Here is a 14,950-nt window from a genome sequence, read left to right as displayed (position 1 = left end):
TGAAGTCGTTACAACGGACTGTTATAATTATCATGAACATGAATCAATTATATACTTTGCTAGAGCAAACTAAATCCTACTTAATTAACTCTGTTGCACCAAACGCCGCAGTAATAGATTATGACTCCGAAGCATTACAAAAAGCACTCAATGGACTTGCAGAATTAGGATTATTAGGCTTAAGAATTACCCAAGAATGGGGAGGTTTAGAAGTTAATCAACAAACATTTGATGATTACCAAGAATTAGTTGCTAGATATTCGGGTGCTTTAGCTTTTTTGCAAACTCAACATCAAAGTGCAGCGGCGATGATTTCTCAAAGTGAAAACATTGCTTTAAAACAAGAGTATTTGCCTTTGATGAGTCAGGGAAAACGTTTATTAGGGATTGGTTTTTCTCATTTGCGAAGGAATGGTGAACCATTTGTTAAAGCAATTCCTATTACCGGGGGTTTTTTAATAGAGGGAAAAGTACCTTGGGTAACTGGTTGGAAAATATTTTCTGAGTTTATTATTGCTGCTACTTTACCTAATGGTGAAGCGGTTTTTGGTGTGGTTCCTTTAGTTGAAACTCAGCAGGAAAATCAAGGTTTAATTAGTTTTGCTGAACCGATGGAATTAGCAGCGATGACAGCTACTAATACTGTTGCTGCTAATTTGCAGCAATGGTTTTTAGCACGGGAGAAAGTTGTTTTTATTAAACCAAAAGATTGGATTCATGATAACGATAAAAAGAGTATTTTAAAACAAACTACCTTTTTAGCTTTGGGTTGTGCTTTGGCGGGAATTGATATTGTAGAAGCGGCGAATAAAACTAAATCTTTGCCTTTTCTTGAGGAAAGTTTTCAGGATTTATATTCGGAATTTAATGATTGTCGTCAAGCGATTAGAGAAGCGCAAGAAGATGTAAATTTAGCTTTAGTAGAGAAACATAAATTGCGGGGGTGGGCGATCGCCTTAGCAGTACGTTGCGCTCACGCAGCAATTACCATTTCTAGTGGTGCAGCTAACCTCAAATTTCATCCCGCACAAAGAGTTTATCGAGAGGCATTAGTCTTCACTGTTTCTGGACAAACACAAGCAATTAAAGAGGCAACTTTGCAGAGATTAACTAATCCAAAACCTAACCAAAAAACTATTAAATATTCCCAAGTTATTCACCTAAGTCATATTATAGATTCTAACATTCCTCAATGGCCTGGAGATCCAACTGTAGAATTACAAACAGTGGCGGAATTAGCCAAAGATGGTTACTATTTGCGACGGTTTTCTTTGGGAGAACATAGCGCCACACATATCAATTCACCTCTAAGTTTTCACAGTTCAGGAATTGGAATAGATGGATATTTAGCTTCATCTTTAGTTAAAGATGCGGTAGTAATTGATATTAGTAACCAAGCAATAACTAATCCCGATTATCTCTTAAGCATTACTGATATTTGGAATTGGGAACAACAAAATGGCAAACTTCCTGCTGATAGTATCGTCTTAGTTTATACGGGTTGGCAAGAGAAATGGTTAGACAATAAACAGTTTTTAAATCCAGATTCATCAGGGAAAATACACTTTCCGGGTATTAGCAAAGAAGCAGTTTTGTTTTTACTCAAAGAACGGAGAATTTCCGGTTTGGGAATTGATACTCATGGAGTAGATTCCGGGCAAGATACTACTTTTACTGTTAATAGTTTGATGCTGGAAAAACCGCGAATAGTCTTAGAAAATTTGACTAATTTAGAACAGTTACCTGCTAGAGGAACAACTTTAATTATTGGTGTTTTACGATTGAAAGATGGTTCTGGTTCTCCTGCTGCTGTACTGGCGTTTTTACCATAGTACTACACTGTTCTAAAGGAATTTCTACAATGAATTTTGTTCCTTTTCCCAATTCCGATTCACAGGTAATTTTACCGCCGTGACGTTCAATAATTGAGTGAGCAACTGATAACCCTAAACCTGTTCCTTGACCTACAGGTTTAGTAGTAAAAAATGGGTCAAATACTCGTTTACGAATAGATTCCGGGATGCCACAACCGTTGTCAGAAATAGATATTGCTACATTTCCGATCGCAGAAAGATAAGTCCGAATAGTAATCCTACTAGGATGAGGATCGGCAGAAATTTCTTCTATGCTGCCGTTTTGCTCTTTTTCTTCTAATGCTTCGATCGCGGAGCGTGACTCGAAAGAGTCGATCGCATTACTGAGCAAATTCATAATTACCTGATTTAGCTGTCCTGCATAACATTCTACTAATGGTAATTCGCTATAATTTCTAATTACCTGAATTGCTAATTTTTTCTCTGGACATTTCAGGCGACCTTGCAACAACATTAACGTACTTTCTATCCCTTCATGAATATCCACAGACTTCATATCTGCTTCATCCAAACGCGAAAAAGTGCGTAACGATTTCACTATCTTTTCAATTCTTTCTGCGCCTGATTGCATAGAATTCAAAAGTTTGGGGAAATCTTGAATAATAAACCCTAGATCGTTTTCTTCAATTTGTTGCTGAATTTCGTATGGTGGATTAGGATAATAAGTGCTATATGATTGCACTAGTTTAAAGAGAGTTTTTACATATTCGTTAGCATAATCGAGATTACCATATATAAAACTTATTGGGTTGTTAATTTCATGAGCTATTCCCGCTACAACTTGACCCAAGCTTACCATTTTTTCACTTTGAATTAACTGAGTTTGGGTTTGTTTCAAATCTTTTAAGGTACTTTTCAGTTGTTGGTTTTTTTCCTGCAATTTAGCTTGACTTTCCCGCAAAGCTAACTCTGCTTTTTGACGTTCAGCAATTTCAATTTGCGCTTGTTCAAAAAGTGTGGATTGCTGAATGGCAATTCCTAGTTGTACGCCGATTTCCTTTAAACAATCAATTTCTGATTCTTGCCATTTTCGCGGACTGCGACAATGATGAGCAATTAATAATCCCCATAAATTTTCGCCTTGTAAGATCGGAACTACGATATTCGCTTGAATTTGCAATTGTGCTAATCTATCCGCATGACATTTATGTAATTCACCATTGTAAATATCTTCTATAGCTCGAATTCTGCCTTTTTGATAGAGAGGAACATACTTTTCTACAAAGCAATTATCTTGAATGACTATCCCGTAAACTGGCATATATTCTTCAGCTACAGATTCTACAAGAATTACACCACTCCAGTCAGGATTGAAGCGATAAATAATTGTGCGATCGGTTAACAAAAACCGTCTCACTTCTTCTACTGCTGTTTGTAAAACTTCTTCCGAATTTAAAGATTTACGAATTCTTTCCAGAATCGCTGCTAATAAACGTTGTCTTAAAAATTGCTGTTGCAAAGCTGCTTCCGCTTGACAACGTTCAGTAATATCTATTGAAGTCCCAAATAAACGCAACACATAACCGAATCTATTGCGATGTTGCGGTTTATGGTTAGTACGTAATGCTTGACCTTTACTGTTAAGATATCTAATTACTCCATCAGGTCGGATAATTCGATGATCCATTTCATAAGGTGTACCTTTAGTTAATGCTATTTCTACAACTCTTAAAAATGCTTCTCTATCTTCCGGGTGAATCAGTTCTATTAGTTCATTAAAACTGGGTACTTTTTCCGAGTTAACGCCCAAGATTCGAGATAGTTCATTTGACCAAGTAATTGTTCCTGTCAATACATCATATTCCCAATTGCCAATGTGAGCAATTTTTTGGGATTCTTGAAACTTGCGGGTTAGTTCTGAGTTAGCTTCTTCGACTTTTTTCCGATCGCTAATATCTTGATGAGTTCCCGTCATCCGTAACGGTTTACCTGTTTCATCATACTGGGAAACTTTACCTCGTGAAAGTATCCATTTCCACTCTCCCGATTTACTTTGCATCCGAAATTCTGCTTCATAAAAATCAGTCGAACCTGCTAAATGCTCGCTTAAAATTTGCAATATCTGCGGCAGATCTTCTGGATGTACTAGTTCTTCAAAAGCTGTATAATTACCTTCAATTTCTGTTTCTTCATACTCTAGCATCTGCTTCCAGTAGGAATTAAAATATATTTCTCCAGTACTAATATTCCAATCCCATAAACCTAAATTGCTAGCAGCGATCGCTAAATTTAACCTTTCCTCACTTAACTGTAAAGCTGCTGCGGTTTTTTTCCGTTGAATATGCGAACCCAACTGTGTCGCTACTGCACGCAAAAGTTCTAATAAATGTTTGTCTTCACAAGTTTTCCTTTCTTGGAAAAACACCAGTACAGCTAATACTTCACTATCCCCAATAATCGGTAAACCAAAACAGCTTTTTAACCCTAATTTAGCGGTAATTTCGCATCGAACAAAAACTGATTTCTCGGTTGCAGTTAGATCTTCTATCCATTCGGGATTTCCTGATAAAAAAACTCTTCCCGGTAATCCTTCACCAGGTAAAAGTTTTAATTTTTGGCTATGTTCGACAAACTCTTCTAATCTCCGATCGCCACTATACCAACCTGGACTATAAACTAACGTCCGATCGTCACTAACAATCCAAGCTTCGCCAAAGTTCCAATTGATCTGCTTACATAATAAATCCAAAGTAACTGCTAGAGCTTCATTTAGATCTTGAGACTGATTAATCGCCGTAGTTGCATCTAATAATAAATGAACTTCATTTTCTGTGCGCTGACGTTCCACGGCATAATTGAAACAATGAATTAAAACCTGACTATCAATACTGTTTTTTACTAAATAAAATTCTGCACCTGCATCAATTGTTGATAAAGCTAATCTTTGGTCATTATTTTCTAATAAAACGACAATTGGAGTTTTTACCCCGGAGTTTTTTAGCTGAATAATTGTTTCTATTCCTTGGCGATCGGGTAAGGTTAAATCCAACAAAACTACATCAAACTTTGCCGCACTTAAAACTTCTTTACCCGCTTGCAGACAGCCAACATTAACTAAATTTAACTGACTTTCTCCGTAAGTTTTTAACAACACTTCCCTAATTGATTCTACATCTTTTAAATTGTCTTCAATCAGAAGCACTTTCATATTATTATGCGGAAGAGCTATATTGGTTTCCTTAGCTGTCTTCATTGATCTTTAGGGATAAAGTAAAGGACTGTAACGTTATTTAACGAACTAAGGTATTTATTAATACCATTTCCAGCGATCGACTCATTCGCTACATTGAATTCATTCTCACTATTTACCGATAAATCTATTATTCCCCAATTAATTGCCTAAGCAACATGACAAAACATAAAATTATTAAGCGACAACGAAAAGTTGATTACCTAATATCTATAAGCCGTTCTATGGTGAGAGCGCCACAGGAAAAATACGGAAGAGTTCCCTGGCAATGAACCAAATTTTTATCGAGATTGATACCAAGTAAAGCGCAACCCTTGATTTCTTAAGTGTTGATGTAACTTAGGCATTAATTTATTGGGAACGATCGCAGTTGGAGTTAATTTTGGGTTATTTTGCTGCAAAATCCAACCCGCAGTTGCGCCCGCTGCTGCACCCACACTCCATTCCCCTTGATGAATGCGAGTTACACCATTAACAATATGCGTCACAGCGATCGCCTTTCCACCAATTAATAAATTATCTACTCCTTGAGGAATCAAGCTTTCCAAAGGAATAATTACAGGTTTAACTTTATCTTCTGTAGTTCCCGCACTTTGCGCTTCCCAAGGTTGAACCCAATTACGATACATACAACCTTGAATATCCACATCATAATGAGTAACACCGATCGCAGTCGGTTGAAAATTTCGCCCCCCAGACATATCTTTTCTCATATCTTGTTCCCGAATCATAAAATTAGTTTGACCGTAAGCTTTTCTGCCAATAATCCTTCTTCCCTCGCGAAAATAAGGCATCATACTCAACCCTGAAAGCGTACCCATTGGCGAATCTTTACCTGATAAATGTGCCAGAGGAAACTGAGAATTAGCCTTTTTTGCTACTTCCATTAACCACTCAGAAAATAACAAAGCCCGATCCTCGCCATGCTTTAACGCAGTAGTAGAAATTCCCCCCAACCAATTTTGGTATTGCCCAGTTTGAATTAACCTTAATTCACCCATTAACAAAGGTGGATTCATTAAGTTCCAATTGTTACCATGAAACCAATTAACTACAGTCATATCTCCGAAAGATGGATTACCTTCAAATCGGCGATTATGCTTAGCACTGACAATCCGACGATACTTAAAAAAGCTACGTCCATCAAACATGGGAAACCCAATCAAATCAAAATGATCTCGATGTTCCGCCTCAGAAAATATCGGTCTATGTTGAGATAAAATCGCCCGACTAATTCCGTAATCGTTTTTAATTGCTAAGACAAAAGTAAAAGTAAAAGCTTGAGTACAATCAGGATTATCTTTCAGGGAAGCGTTAACTTCCCCAGTCGTAGTATAAGACTCCGAACCTACACGATGGGGAATTCTCGCCCAAGCTACCAATTCGCCTGTATCTGTAGCATCAATCACGATCAATCTTTTTCCTGGTGGCGCTTCTAAACGAATTGGTACTTTCTGATAAGTATTCGTACTTGACCAAGAATACCAAGAAGGTAAATCTTCCGAAAGGCGACCTCTCGGTACATAATTGCGATCGCGCGGAATTCGCCGTACCCCATAAATCGCCGTAATCAACCTACCTGTAGCATCAAATTCTGCCCCCTTAAAAGCAATTCCCGCCCCCCAACGACTCCCAGGCGCAGATTTAGCCGCGGAATTCAGCAATTGTCGCGCCGCTTGTTCCCCTACCTTGGGCGGAAAACATAACCTTCCTACCCAGCAACTATTAGTATCATCAACAGTCAATTTTTGCTTTTGTTTCGCCCAAGCTGGCAACTTAATCTGTTGCCGTTTAATCAACTGTTTAAAAGAGTTCCAATCATTAGAAAAATTATTCCGTTTTACCATTGTGTCTGACTCATCGATCGCAGACACACCTTGAGAACTAATCTGTCCCCCAAACCAAGGCGTTAACTCAATTAAACAAGTCTTCGCCCCAGATTTCATTGCCTGAGAAGCTGCCGCTACTCCCCCCAAAGAACCACCAACCACCACCACTTCACATTGCCAAACCTCTTTCGCCGCAGGTAACGGATCGAGTCGCGGTCTACCATTAGCTAACAGCGATAATCTCCGAGAAGGATTTTCCCTTTCCGGTTGCTGTTCCGACTCGGTAAAAAACGAATTCAATAACGCCAATAAAGGGCGATGCTTATAGTTACCGGAAGCAACAGCTAAAACGACCACAACTAAAGCAGCGCAAATCGATATTTGCCAGATTAATTGCCGAAATGAACGAGGTTGCCACATTGATTCAGTGCAAGTAGTAAAGTGTGCGGGAGTCTGTTACTGTACCCAAACTATTATCCACTTTTCACTGTCTGACTCAGGATTTAATTTTTCCCTGGAGATCAGCCACAGGCAAGGAAATCTGGGCATTTAACTTAATCAATTAATAAAGACTTTTTACTAAATGTCAATTTTTTTTATCCTTCACCTAATTGGGTGATAATAATTCACCTGGTATGGTGAAGACTAAATATAGTCACAAATATTACTTTAAAAGTATAGTCAGGTAAATTATTTACCGATTCAGACTAACCATCCCGGAGAACCAATATGTCAGGAAAAGACGCTTATTGCACTGTCAAGCTGTTAATGCGAAAACATATCAAGTCTGTTAAGGATCATCCTCATCTGTTAGCAGAGCAAAAAGACAAGTATACTAACCTATTGTGGACATATAATTTCTTAAATATTTTTCTCCGGTCTAATGAAGAATTTATCCCTTCCTGCATCGATGAACTGAACGATCGCAGTCTGGATCATTCTTCCCCAGATCCTAGTTTTGATGAAGGAAGATTTTTTTCCGAAAGTGATGCGGTTCCCTATTGGGAAATTGTCCGCGATATTGACTTAGGAATACTGAACGGTTATCTGGATTATTGGAATTTAGTCGAAGAATTAATTATTACCGATCAGTCCAATGAAGACGATTTAAACAAGCACTTTAAAGTATTAAAATATATTTTGAATGAAGTTATAGCTTCTGATTGTTTTAGTGAAAGGTATAAAGGGAGACTTGAGGAAAGATTTATTCAACTGTGGGATAAGCGTTTATTTTTTGCAGCCCAAAGAAAGTTAGCTGCACTAGCAGTTAATTTTTCTCATATTCAGTTTCAATAAAGATTTGGTAATAACTAATCATTGTGCAAGTTTCGGAATCATTTAATTAGAGGAAGTTAGGTTAAGTTATGGAATACGTTTACTATTTTGCTAATGCGAGTTTAACCCTCCGAGTTATAGATTACTTAAATTCTCGCCCCTGGTTAGGAATTAATTTTATTACTGTAATTCATGACTTAGATGGCTGGGTAGTTAAAATCAAATTTTTGAGTTATCTAAACTCAGAAGAAGAAGGAGATTTTCGCGCTGTATTAGATGAATTCGGGATTCCTTATCAACCAGAAATTCAAATAAAAATGGCAATGTGGGCTTTGGAAATTGGAAAATCTCCCCTTTATGTAATCGCCAATTATCAGGTAGCTGTAGTTGCTCATGGTAGCCCAAATACCGCAGAAATTGAAGAGTTTTGCGATCAATTCATTGAAGATTTAGGCTACTCTCCCCAAACTTTACTGTGAAAAGTAAGTTGTTGCGCTTTACGCCAAAGCGCAACAACTTACCTTTACTTACACTGGATTGATTTAAAAACTGCTAAAGCTTTTTGTTTAGCATTTTTACCTGTTGCTTGTACTTCTACAATCAGTCTTTCATTGTTGTTGATAGTACTAACACTATATTGCACCGCAGGTAGAGTTGAGGCTCGATCTTCTAATAAATAACTGCCTTCGTCAATGGTGACATTCAGCTGTTTATTGCAGAATTTCAAGTTTTCTTTAGTAGAAGAAGAGATTTCAAATTGGGTTGGTGTTGGTTCGATCGGGCTTCGCAATCTTTCTATTTCTTCTTGTCTCCGGGTATCGCGGTTTAACGGCGTTTGCATCACAAATATTTCAACATCGGGCGGCGAGGTTTTGCTGTGAACTATGGCAAGTTTAATTCCGGCAAATTTAATGCCGAATTTTCCTTGAGAACCACCGGGAATGCGATAATCAATAATACTTTTAGCTACTGCTTCGGCTCGTTTGGGATCGAGGGCGTTATTATAAGCTTTGATGCCTAATCCAATGATTCCGGTTGTGACAAGGGCGATCGCACCACCAATAATCATCACCCAATCCAATAACTTAACTCGATCTACTTGTTTAGCTTTAAAATCCGCATCGTTCATTATTAATTAACTACCTAAAACTTTCTAGTACAATTCAACACCCAAAAACTTATCTAAAAATTTGCTTCGCCACATAAACCGAACTAATAAACACCATTCTAATGCTACTAAACCCATAAATAAATAATCCAAAACGCCAAAATGCCAAAGCTCAAAAAATCGCCGTAAAGGTGGCACAGAGATAATTACAATATATACTAATAATAAAACTCCAGCAGTAATTGTATATCGCCAATCACCGCTTAATCTTTCCCCTCCTACCCAAGAATTAGTAGGTGGTTTCAAAAAGAGAATCAGAAACAATTGACATAAAATTAAAATTGTCGCTAAAGCACTGCGAGGAATCGAATAATCAACTTCAGATAAATCCGCATTTGGCGGTAAATCTAAAACAGCCCAAACTAAATAATATAAATAAACGAAGAGGGCAGTTAAGGTAATTGTGATTGTAGCTGGGATTGTAAAATGTAGCATTGACTGTACCATACTTCGTCTTGGTAAAATTCCCGGTTTTGCCCAAATTGGAATGCAAATTGTTGGTAATCCAACACCAATTAAGGAAACTAAAGCACTTTGCTTATTTTCTAAGGGGAAACTATCAGTTACTATGGCTGTGGCAAAGATTAGTAAAGTTACACAAAATACCCGGACTAAAAACAGTTTTAAAATATCAAAAATGCCATTACGAATTCTTTGTCCTTCCAAAAAAGTATAAGGTAAAGCAGCAAAAGAATCTTTGAGTAAGACAATATCAGCTATGCCTCTAGTGGCTTTACTACCGCTTTCCATTGCGATCGCTAAATTTGCCCTTTTTAAGGAAAGTACATCATTGACTCCATCACCAATCATGGCTACATAGTGTCCTGTTTTGCGTAAACTTTCTACTAATTGAGCTTTTTGTTCGGGAGTAATTCGCCCAAAAATTCTGGCGTTTTTCGCAGTTTGGGCAAATTCCAAGGGGTTCATTTGCGCTAATTCTTGTCCCGAAACTACTGCTAAATCTGTATTGATTCCAGCTTGTTTGGCTAATGCTGCTACTGTTTGAGGATGATCGCCAGAAATAATTTTAATTTCAATTCCGGCTTTAGCGAATCCTTGAATAGTTTCGTAAGCTTCGGGGCGCAATCGATCGCTAAAACTCAGAACTGCTAACGGGACTAAATGTGCTGGTAATTCTACTTCTACAGGTTGATTATTAGTTGCACAATGCCAGTTTTTTATTGCTACAACATCAGGACTATGAGCGAATAAAACTACTCGTAAACCTTTGTTTGTTTCGGCGGTGATATGTTCCTTAATTTCTGGGGTTAAATCTATATTTTTTGTTAAAACTTCCGGTGCTCCTAAAATATAAATACCTGGGTTTAATCGATCGTCAAAGGCGATCGCACTCCATTTACGACTGGAAGAAAAAGGCACTTCCGCAATTAGCGATCGCACTGTTCCCGGACAAGCTAAAGCCAGTGCATCACTAGTTTTATTTCCCACTTTAGTTGCAGCAGCGAAATCTCCTAAGAGCGATCGTAATTCTGTTTCATCAATATTGAGAGGATAAATTTTTTCTAAGTTAATTTCATTAGTCGTTAAAGTCCCAGTCTTATCTAAACAAAGCACATCAACATTACTTAAAGATTCCACCGCATTTGCTTGCTGAATCAAGACATTTTGCCCGATCATTTTCACAGCACCTAGCCCATAAGCCAAAGTAATTGCCAACAGCAACCCGGCTGGTACTAACCCGGCAATTACCGCTGCTCTCTGCAACAAATCAGATAAAGAATAAGAACGACTGAGAAAACTAATACTAATTAAAATCCAGAGAAAGCAAGCAATTAACATAAAAACTCGAATTACTACATTAATTTCTCTCTGGAGAGGCGTTAAAACTTGTCGAAAAGCTCTTGCACCAATTGTTAATTTATAAGCTAAGGTTTCGGTTCCCACCTTTTGCACTTCACAGCAAGCACTACCGCTAACACAAAAAGTCCCAGAAAAAACCGATTGTCCGGCAAATTTCAGAATCATATCTGATTCACCAGTTAACAGAGATTCATCAACCTCCATCCGACCTTCGCCAACTACTACCCCATCAACAACAATTTGATCTCCGGGTCTAATTAATAGGATATCCCCCAAAACAATTTCTGCCGGATCGATATTTCTTTCTCTACCTTCTCGAATTACAGTGGCTTTTGGTCGATTGAGTAAAGCAATTTTATCTAACTTTCTTTTTGCCCAAATTTCCTGGTATATATTAATTATTATTCCCCCGACGATTACTACTACTACCAGGATGCTATCGCCGACTTTACCTAAGAGGAAAAAGACTGCACTAATGGCAAAGAAAATCCAGTTAATAAAAGTAAAGAGGTTTTCTTGGAGGATTTGTTTATAAGAACGGCTGGTTTGTAGTTTAACATTATTACCTTGTCCAGCACTCAGGCGAGCGATCGCTTCATCCTCAGTTAGTCCAGTTAACCCATAAGTTTGGGGAATATTTGCTTCAGTCATACTATGTAATAAATAATACTTGGCACAAATCTTACTACTAGAAGCGATCGGAAAAAAGCAGAATCGCCTTCCAGTTAATATTGCTGCCTATTAGGAAGCTGATCTATGATATCTCAAACGAGGAATGAACTGATAATTATCTACCAAATTCGCTCGAGGGATTTTCGGAATAAATTACTAATTCCGGCGATAATAGTGGCTATTGTGACATTTTTCTTTGCTGATTTCGTGAAGTAAATTAATAAATTCCCAAAGAACTGATTTCTAATTTAAATTAGCAACCAGACAAAACAATAAACCCTTCCACTGGCTAGGAAAGGGTTTATTAAGGCATAGTGTATTTTTTATTTATTCAACAGAAACAGCATTAACTTCCACTACGGTATCATCAACGGTTTTGGCGCTTTCGGTAACATTATCAGCAACATCGCTCTCGTGTTGACCTTGGCGCAATTTGACATAATCGATGAAGATCTGAGATACTTCGGAAACTAATAGTGCCGTAATTGCAGCATCATCAATCCATCCGACGATCGGTAAGAAATCAGGAGCAATATCTATTGGACTAAACAAATAAGCCAAAGTTCCTAAAACTAACCACCAACGATATTTAGGATTACGAATTGTGCCGCGATACCAGTTGTAAAATGATTGAACTAAATTTTTCATTTCTATTTACCTTCCAGCTACTTTTATTCTGGCAAAAGCCCCTTTAAGAAACTGGTGTGGATATCCGTCATTAGGTTTTATTGCCCTTTGGCAAAGATTGCATTAGATTTTCTGAAATTAATTCAGGTGATAACCGTCTTTGCTGCGCCCTCTTTCTTTACAATTTAAGTTGCCTAAGACTCGTTACCAGCGACCTGGGCGACAGAACTTTTTGCAAAGAGATTAAACTACGGAGGAAACCCAAAACTGTGAATATTGTAGAAATTTTCCAATTAGGTGGGCCAGCAATGTGGCCTTTGCTAGGTCTGTCGATCCTGTCTTTGACCGTGATCCTGGAGCGTCTGTGGTTCTGGGCAAGAATTCTCAGCAAAGAAAAGGAGATCGTTAATCGAGTTTTAGATGCAGCGGTGCAGGACTGGGAAGCGGCGAAGGAAATTGCTAGACGTGCCAGCAATAAGCCAATCGGCAGGTTTCTTTACGCACCATTGCGCTTGGGTCAACCAGATCCAGAAGTGTTTAAGCTAGCACTGGAAAGTACAGCCCACGAAGAGTTAAACTCGATGCGCGGTGGAGACAAAATTTTAGAAGCAATTATTGGTTTAGCGCCCTTGCTGGGTTTGTTTGGTACGGTTTGGGGTTTAATTGTTTCGTTGCGATCGATTCGGATTAGTGATTTAGGAACTCCTTCCACTAGTGGAGTAACTTTAGGAATTGGGGAAGCTTTAATTAGTACGGCTACGGGGTTGGTAGTGGCGATCGTCACTTTAGCTTTTTACCGTTTGTTTCAAGTTTTGCTATTTAATCAGATGAAAATTTTTCATCGGTCTGGTAGCGAATTAGAATTGCTTTATCGTCAGTATTGGTCACAAGTTAGTTTAAGCTCAGGTCGCAAAGGCAAAAAGAGAAACGCACCACAAAAACCAGTAATTAAAACAGAAGAAGTTGAACCAGAAGAGGAAATAGTTTCTCCTCCAATTACTAGAGATTTTGTTGAACCTGAAGAAACTACAACTCAAATTCAGGCAGAAACCATTGTGCAAACTCCCGAAACAGATTCGGATTTGCCATCAACCGAAACTGCAACAGAGGAAATTAATCCTACTGTACCGAGCAAAACTGGTTTATTTCAACGGTTACGAAATCGGATCGCAAATAACGACTACGGGATGAAAGAAAGCAGTTTTACAGAAACACCGGAAACAGCAACAATCAGCGATAACTATTCAGATGAATTCCCAGCAAATGAAGTATCAACCACTTCCGAAAATGTTGATGCTGATGTTGATGTTGACGATCGCGCAACAAGCAATCCTAACTTTTCTGAAACTTCAGAGACAACAGTAGAAGACAGCAGAAAAGACTAAAATAGATGAAAAGTTGAGTGCCGATTTATCTGGCTGCAATCATGCACTGACATCGGCACTAATCAAAAAATCATTTTTCAATGTTCTTTAAGTTAGGTGATTTTTCCCAAATGAAACTAAATCTTGATAATTCATCTGATGAAGCTAGAATAGAAATTCTGCCCCTAATTGACGTAATATTTTGTATATTGACTTTCTTTTTGTTAGCAGCTGTCGGTTTAACTAGGCAGCAAGCAATTACTGTTGATTTGCCTCAAGCTAGTAACGCCACTACACCCCAAATATCTTCTAGATTATTAGTCAGCATCAATCCCTACAATCAAATTTATGTGGAAAATCAGTTAGTAACTCCAGAACAATTAGAACAAAGATTGCGGGAATTTAATCAACAAAATCCTCAAGGAACAATGGTTTTATACGCTTCCAAAACAGCTTTTTATAATGATGTAGTGCAAGTTTTGGATAAAATGCAGGCAGTGGGAGGCGATCGCGTAGCCCTAGCCACTTTACCTGAACCAGAAACCTCCGAGCAAGTTCCCGGCGCAGTTTCTCCCCTACCCACCCCAAGTTTTCCCGGTGTCATCACTCCCGGAACACTCCCCACTCCCACCCCAGATGCCGGAACTCCCGGAGCACTCCCCATTCCCACCCCTGGTGCACAAGTACCCGGAACACTCCCCATTCCTACCCCCGGTGTCATCACTCCCGGAACGCTTCCCACCCCCGGTGTCATCACTCCCGGAACAGTTCCCACCCCCGGCGCACAAACTCCCGGAACTTCTACTCCTGGCGCAACTCCAGAGAGTTCGCCTTAGAAGGGTTGCACAGGGGCAGTTTTGAGTTCAAGAATCTCCCCATCTCCCAATACTGCTCGGTTAAGCAAATTTGTTGTCTGTAGGAGCGTTCGCGTAGCGTGCCCCTACCCTTAACCGAGCAGTATTGTAGCCGATCGAATTTAGGAAAATATAGTTACCTAAAAATGTCGGATGAATGCCCCCGTTACACCGCAGGTTAGCGGGGGATGAAATCCGACCAGCTCGCCTCAGAAGCGTAGCAACGATTTAATTCTACCAGTTGTGGGTAAAATATGTTAATCTGAAGCTAATCCA

Annotated in this window: 9 protein-coding genes and 1 pseudogene; 5 read left to right on the top strand and 5 right to left on the bottom strand. The window is 38.7% G+C overall.

The genetic code is table 11. From position 1 onward, the window contains the following. Nucleotides 1–32 precede the first annotated feature (32 nt). Nucleotides 33–1,832, top strand: a complete 1,800-nt coding sequence (locus ACE1B6_RS22700; RefSeq protein ID WP_413259550.1) for a cyclase family protein — start codon at nt 33–35, stop codon at nt 1,830–1,832. Here ACE1B6_RS22700 and ACE1B6_RS22695 read toward each other — a convergent pair. Together ACE1B6_RS22695 and ACE1B6_RS22690 are read right to left on the bottom strand one after the other, a co-directional pair. Further along, nucleotides 1,765–5,022: a PAS domain-containing protein gene (locus ACE1B6_RS22695; RefSeq protein WP_413259549.1), complete on the bottom strand. Its 3,258-nt coding sequence runs from the start codon at nt 5,020–5,022 to the stop codon at nt 1,765–1,767. The genes ACE1B6_RS22700 and ACE1B6_RS22695 overlap by 68 nt on opposite strands. Nucleotides 5,023–5,345: 323 nt before the next feature. Next, nucleotides 5,346–7,313, bottom strand: coding sequence for an FAD-dependent oxidoreductase (locus ACE1B6_RS22690; protein ID WP_413259548.1), 1,968 nt, complete (start codon nt 7,311–7,313; stop codon nt 5,346–5,348). Between the two features lie 309 nt (nt 7,314–7,622). Here ACE1B6_RS22690 and ACE1B6_RS22685 point away from each other — a divergent pair, with 309 nt between their 5' ends. Continuing rightward, nucleotides 7,623–8,189: a hypothetical protein gene (locus ACE1B6_RS22685; RefSeq protein WP_413259547.1), complete on the top strand. Its 567-nt coding sequence runs from the start codon at nt 7,623–7,625 to the stop codon at nt 8,187–8,189. A gap of 68 nt (nt 8,190–8,257) precedes the next feature. Then, nucleotides 8,258–8,647 carry a hypothetical protein gene (locus ACE1B6_RS22680; RefSeq protein ID WP_413259546.1) on the top strand — a complete coding sequence of 130 codons (390 nt, stop codon included), beginning with the start codon at nt 8,258–8,260 and terminating at the stop codon, nt 8,645–8,647. Between the two features lie 44 nt (nt 8,648–8,691). Here ACE1B6_RS22680 and ACE1B6_RS22675 read toward each other — a convergent pair whose 3' ends face one another. From ACE1B6_RS22675 to ACE1B6_RS22665, 3 genes are all read right to left on the bottom strand, one after another. Continuing rightward, nucleotides 8,692–9,297, bottom strand: a complete 606-nt coding sequence (locus ACE1B6_RS22675) for a hypothetical protein (protein ID WP_413259545.1) — start codon at nt 9,295–9,297, stop codon at nt 8,692–8,694. Between the two features lie 24 nt (nt 9,298–9,321). Continuing rightward, nucleotides 9,322–11,808, bottom strand: coding sequence for an HAD-IC family P-type ATPase (locus tag ACE1B6_RS22670; RefSeq protein WP_413259544.1), 2,487 nt, complete (start codon nt 11,806–11,808; stop codon nt 9,322–9,324). Between the two features lie 348 nt (nt 11,809–12,156). Next, entirely contained in the window at nt 12,157–12,477 is a 321-nt protein-coding gene (locus ACE1B6_RS22665; protein WP_413259543.1) for a YkvA family protein, read from the bottom strand. Nucleotides 12,478–12,725: 248 nt separating this feature from the next. Between ACE1B6_RS22665 and ACE1B6_RS22660 the strand changes: the two are divergent. Both ACE1B6_RS22660 and ACE1B6_RS22655 read left to right on the top strand, forming a co-directional pair. After that, a pseudogene (locus tag ACE1B6_RS22660) lies at nt 12,726–13,341 on the top strand (MotA/TolQ/ExbB proton channel family protein); the annotation flags it as partial. A 610-nt stretch (nt 13,342–13,951) separates the two neighbouring features. Then, a complete protein-coding gene (locus tag ACE1B6_RS22655) occupies nt 13,952–14,656 on the top strand; it encodes an ExbD/TolR family protein (RefSeq protein ID WP_413259542.1) in 705 nt (234 codons plus the stop codon). Nucleotides 14,657–14,950: the final 294 nt, after the last annotated feature.

The sequence above is a fragment of the Floridaenema fluviatile BLCC-F154 genome, from assembly GCF_041929135.1.
Lineage (GTDB): Bacteria > Cyanobacteriota > Cyanobacteriia > Cyanobacteriales > Aerosakkonemataceae > Floridanema > Floridanema fluviatile.
This window is presented reverse-complemented; position numbering and strand designations above follow the sequence as displayed.

Excerpts from the sequence above, each read along its gene's own strand:
- ACE1B6_RS22655 (WP_413259542.1), top strand. The coding sequence starts at position 13,952 with ATGAAACTAAATCTTGATAATTCATCTGATGAAGCTAGAATAGAAATT.
- ACE1B6_RS22695 (WP_413259549.1), bottom strand. The coding sequence starts at position 5,022 with ATGAAAGTGCTTCTGATTGAAGACAATTTAAAAGATGTAGAATCAATT.
- ACE1B6_RS22685 (WP_413259547.1), top strand. The coding sequence starts at position 7,623 with ATGTCAGGAAAAGACGCTTATTGCACTGTCAAGCTGTTAATGCGAAAA.
- ACE1B6_RS22690 (WP_413259548.1), bottom strand. The coding sequence starts at position 7,313 with ATGTGGCAACCTCGTTCATTTCGGCAATTAATCTGGCAAATATCGATT.
- ACE1B6_RS22675 (WP_413259545.1), bottom strand. The coding sequence starts at position 9,297 with ATGAACGATGCGGATTTTAAAGCTAAACAAGTAGATCGAGTTAAGTTA.
- ACE1B6_RS22665 (WP_413259543.1), bottom strand. The coding sequence starts at position 12,477 with ATGAAAAATTTAGTTCAATCATTTTACAACTGGTATCGCGGCACAATT.
- ACE1B6_RS22680 (WP_413259546.1), top strand. The coding sequence starts at position 8,258 with ATGGAATACGTTTACTATTTTGCTAATGCGAGTTTAACCCTCCGAGTT.
- ACE1B6_RS22670 (WP_413259544.1), bottom strand. The coding sequence starts at position 11,808 with ATGACTGAAGCAAATATTCCCCAAACTTATGGGTTAACTGGACTAACT.
- ACE1B6_RS22700 (WP_413259550.1), top strand. The coding sequence starts at position 33 with ATGAACATGAATCAATTATATACTTTGCTAGAGCAAACTAAATCCTAC.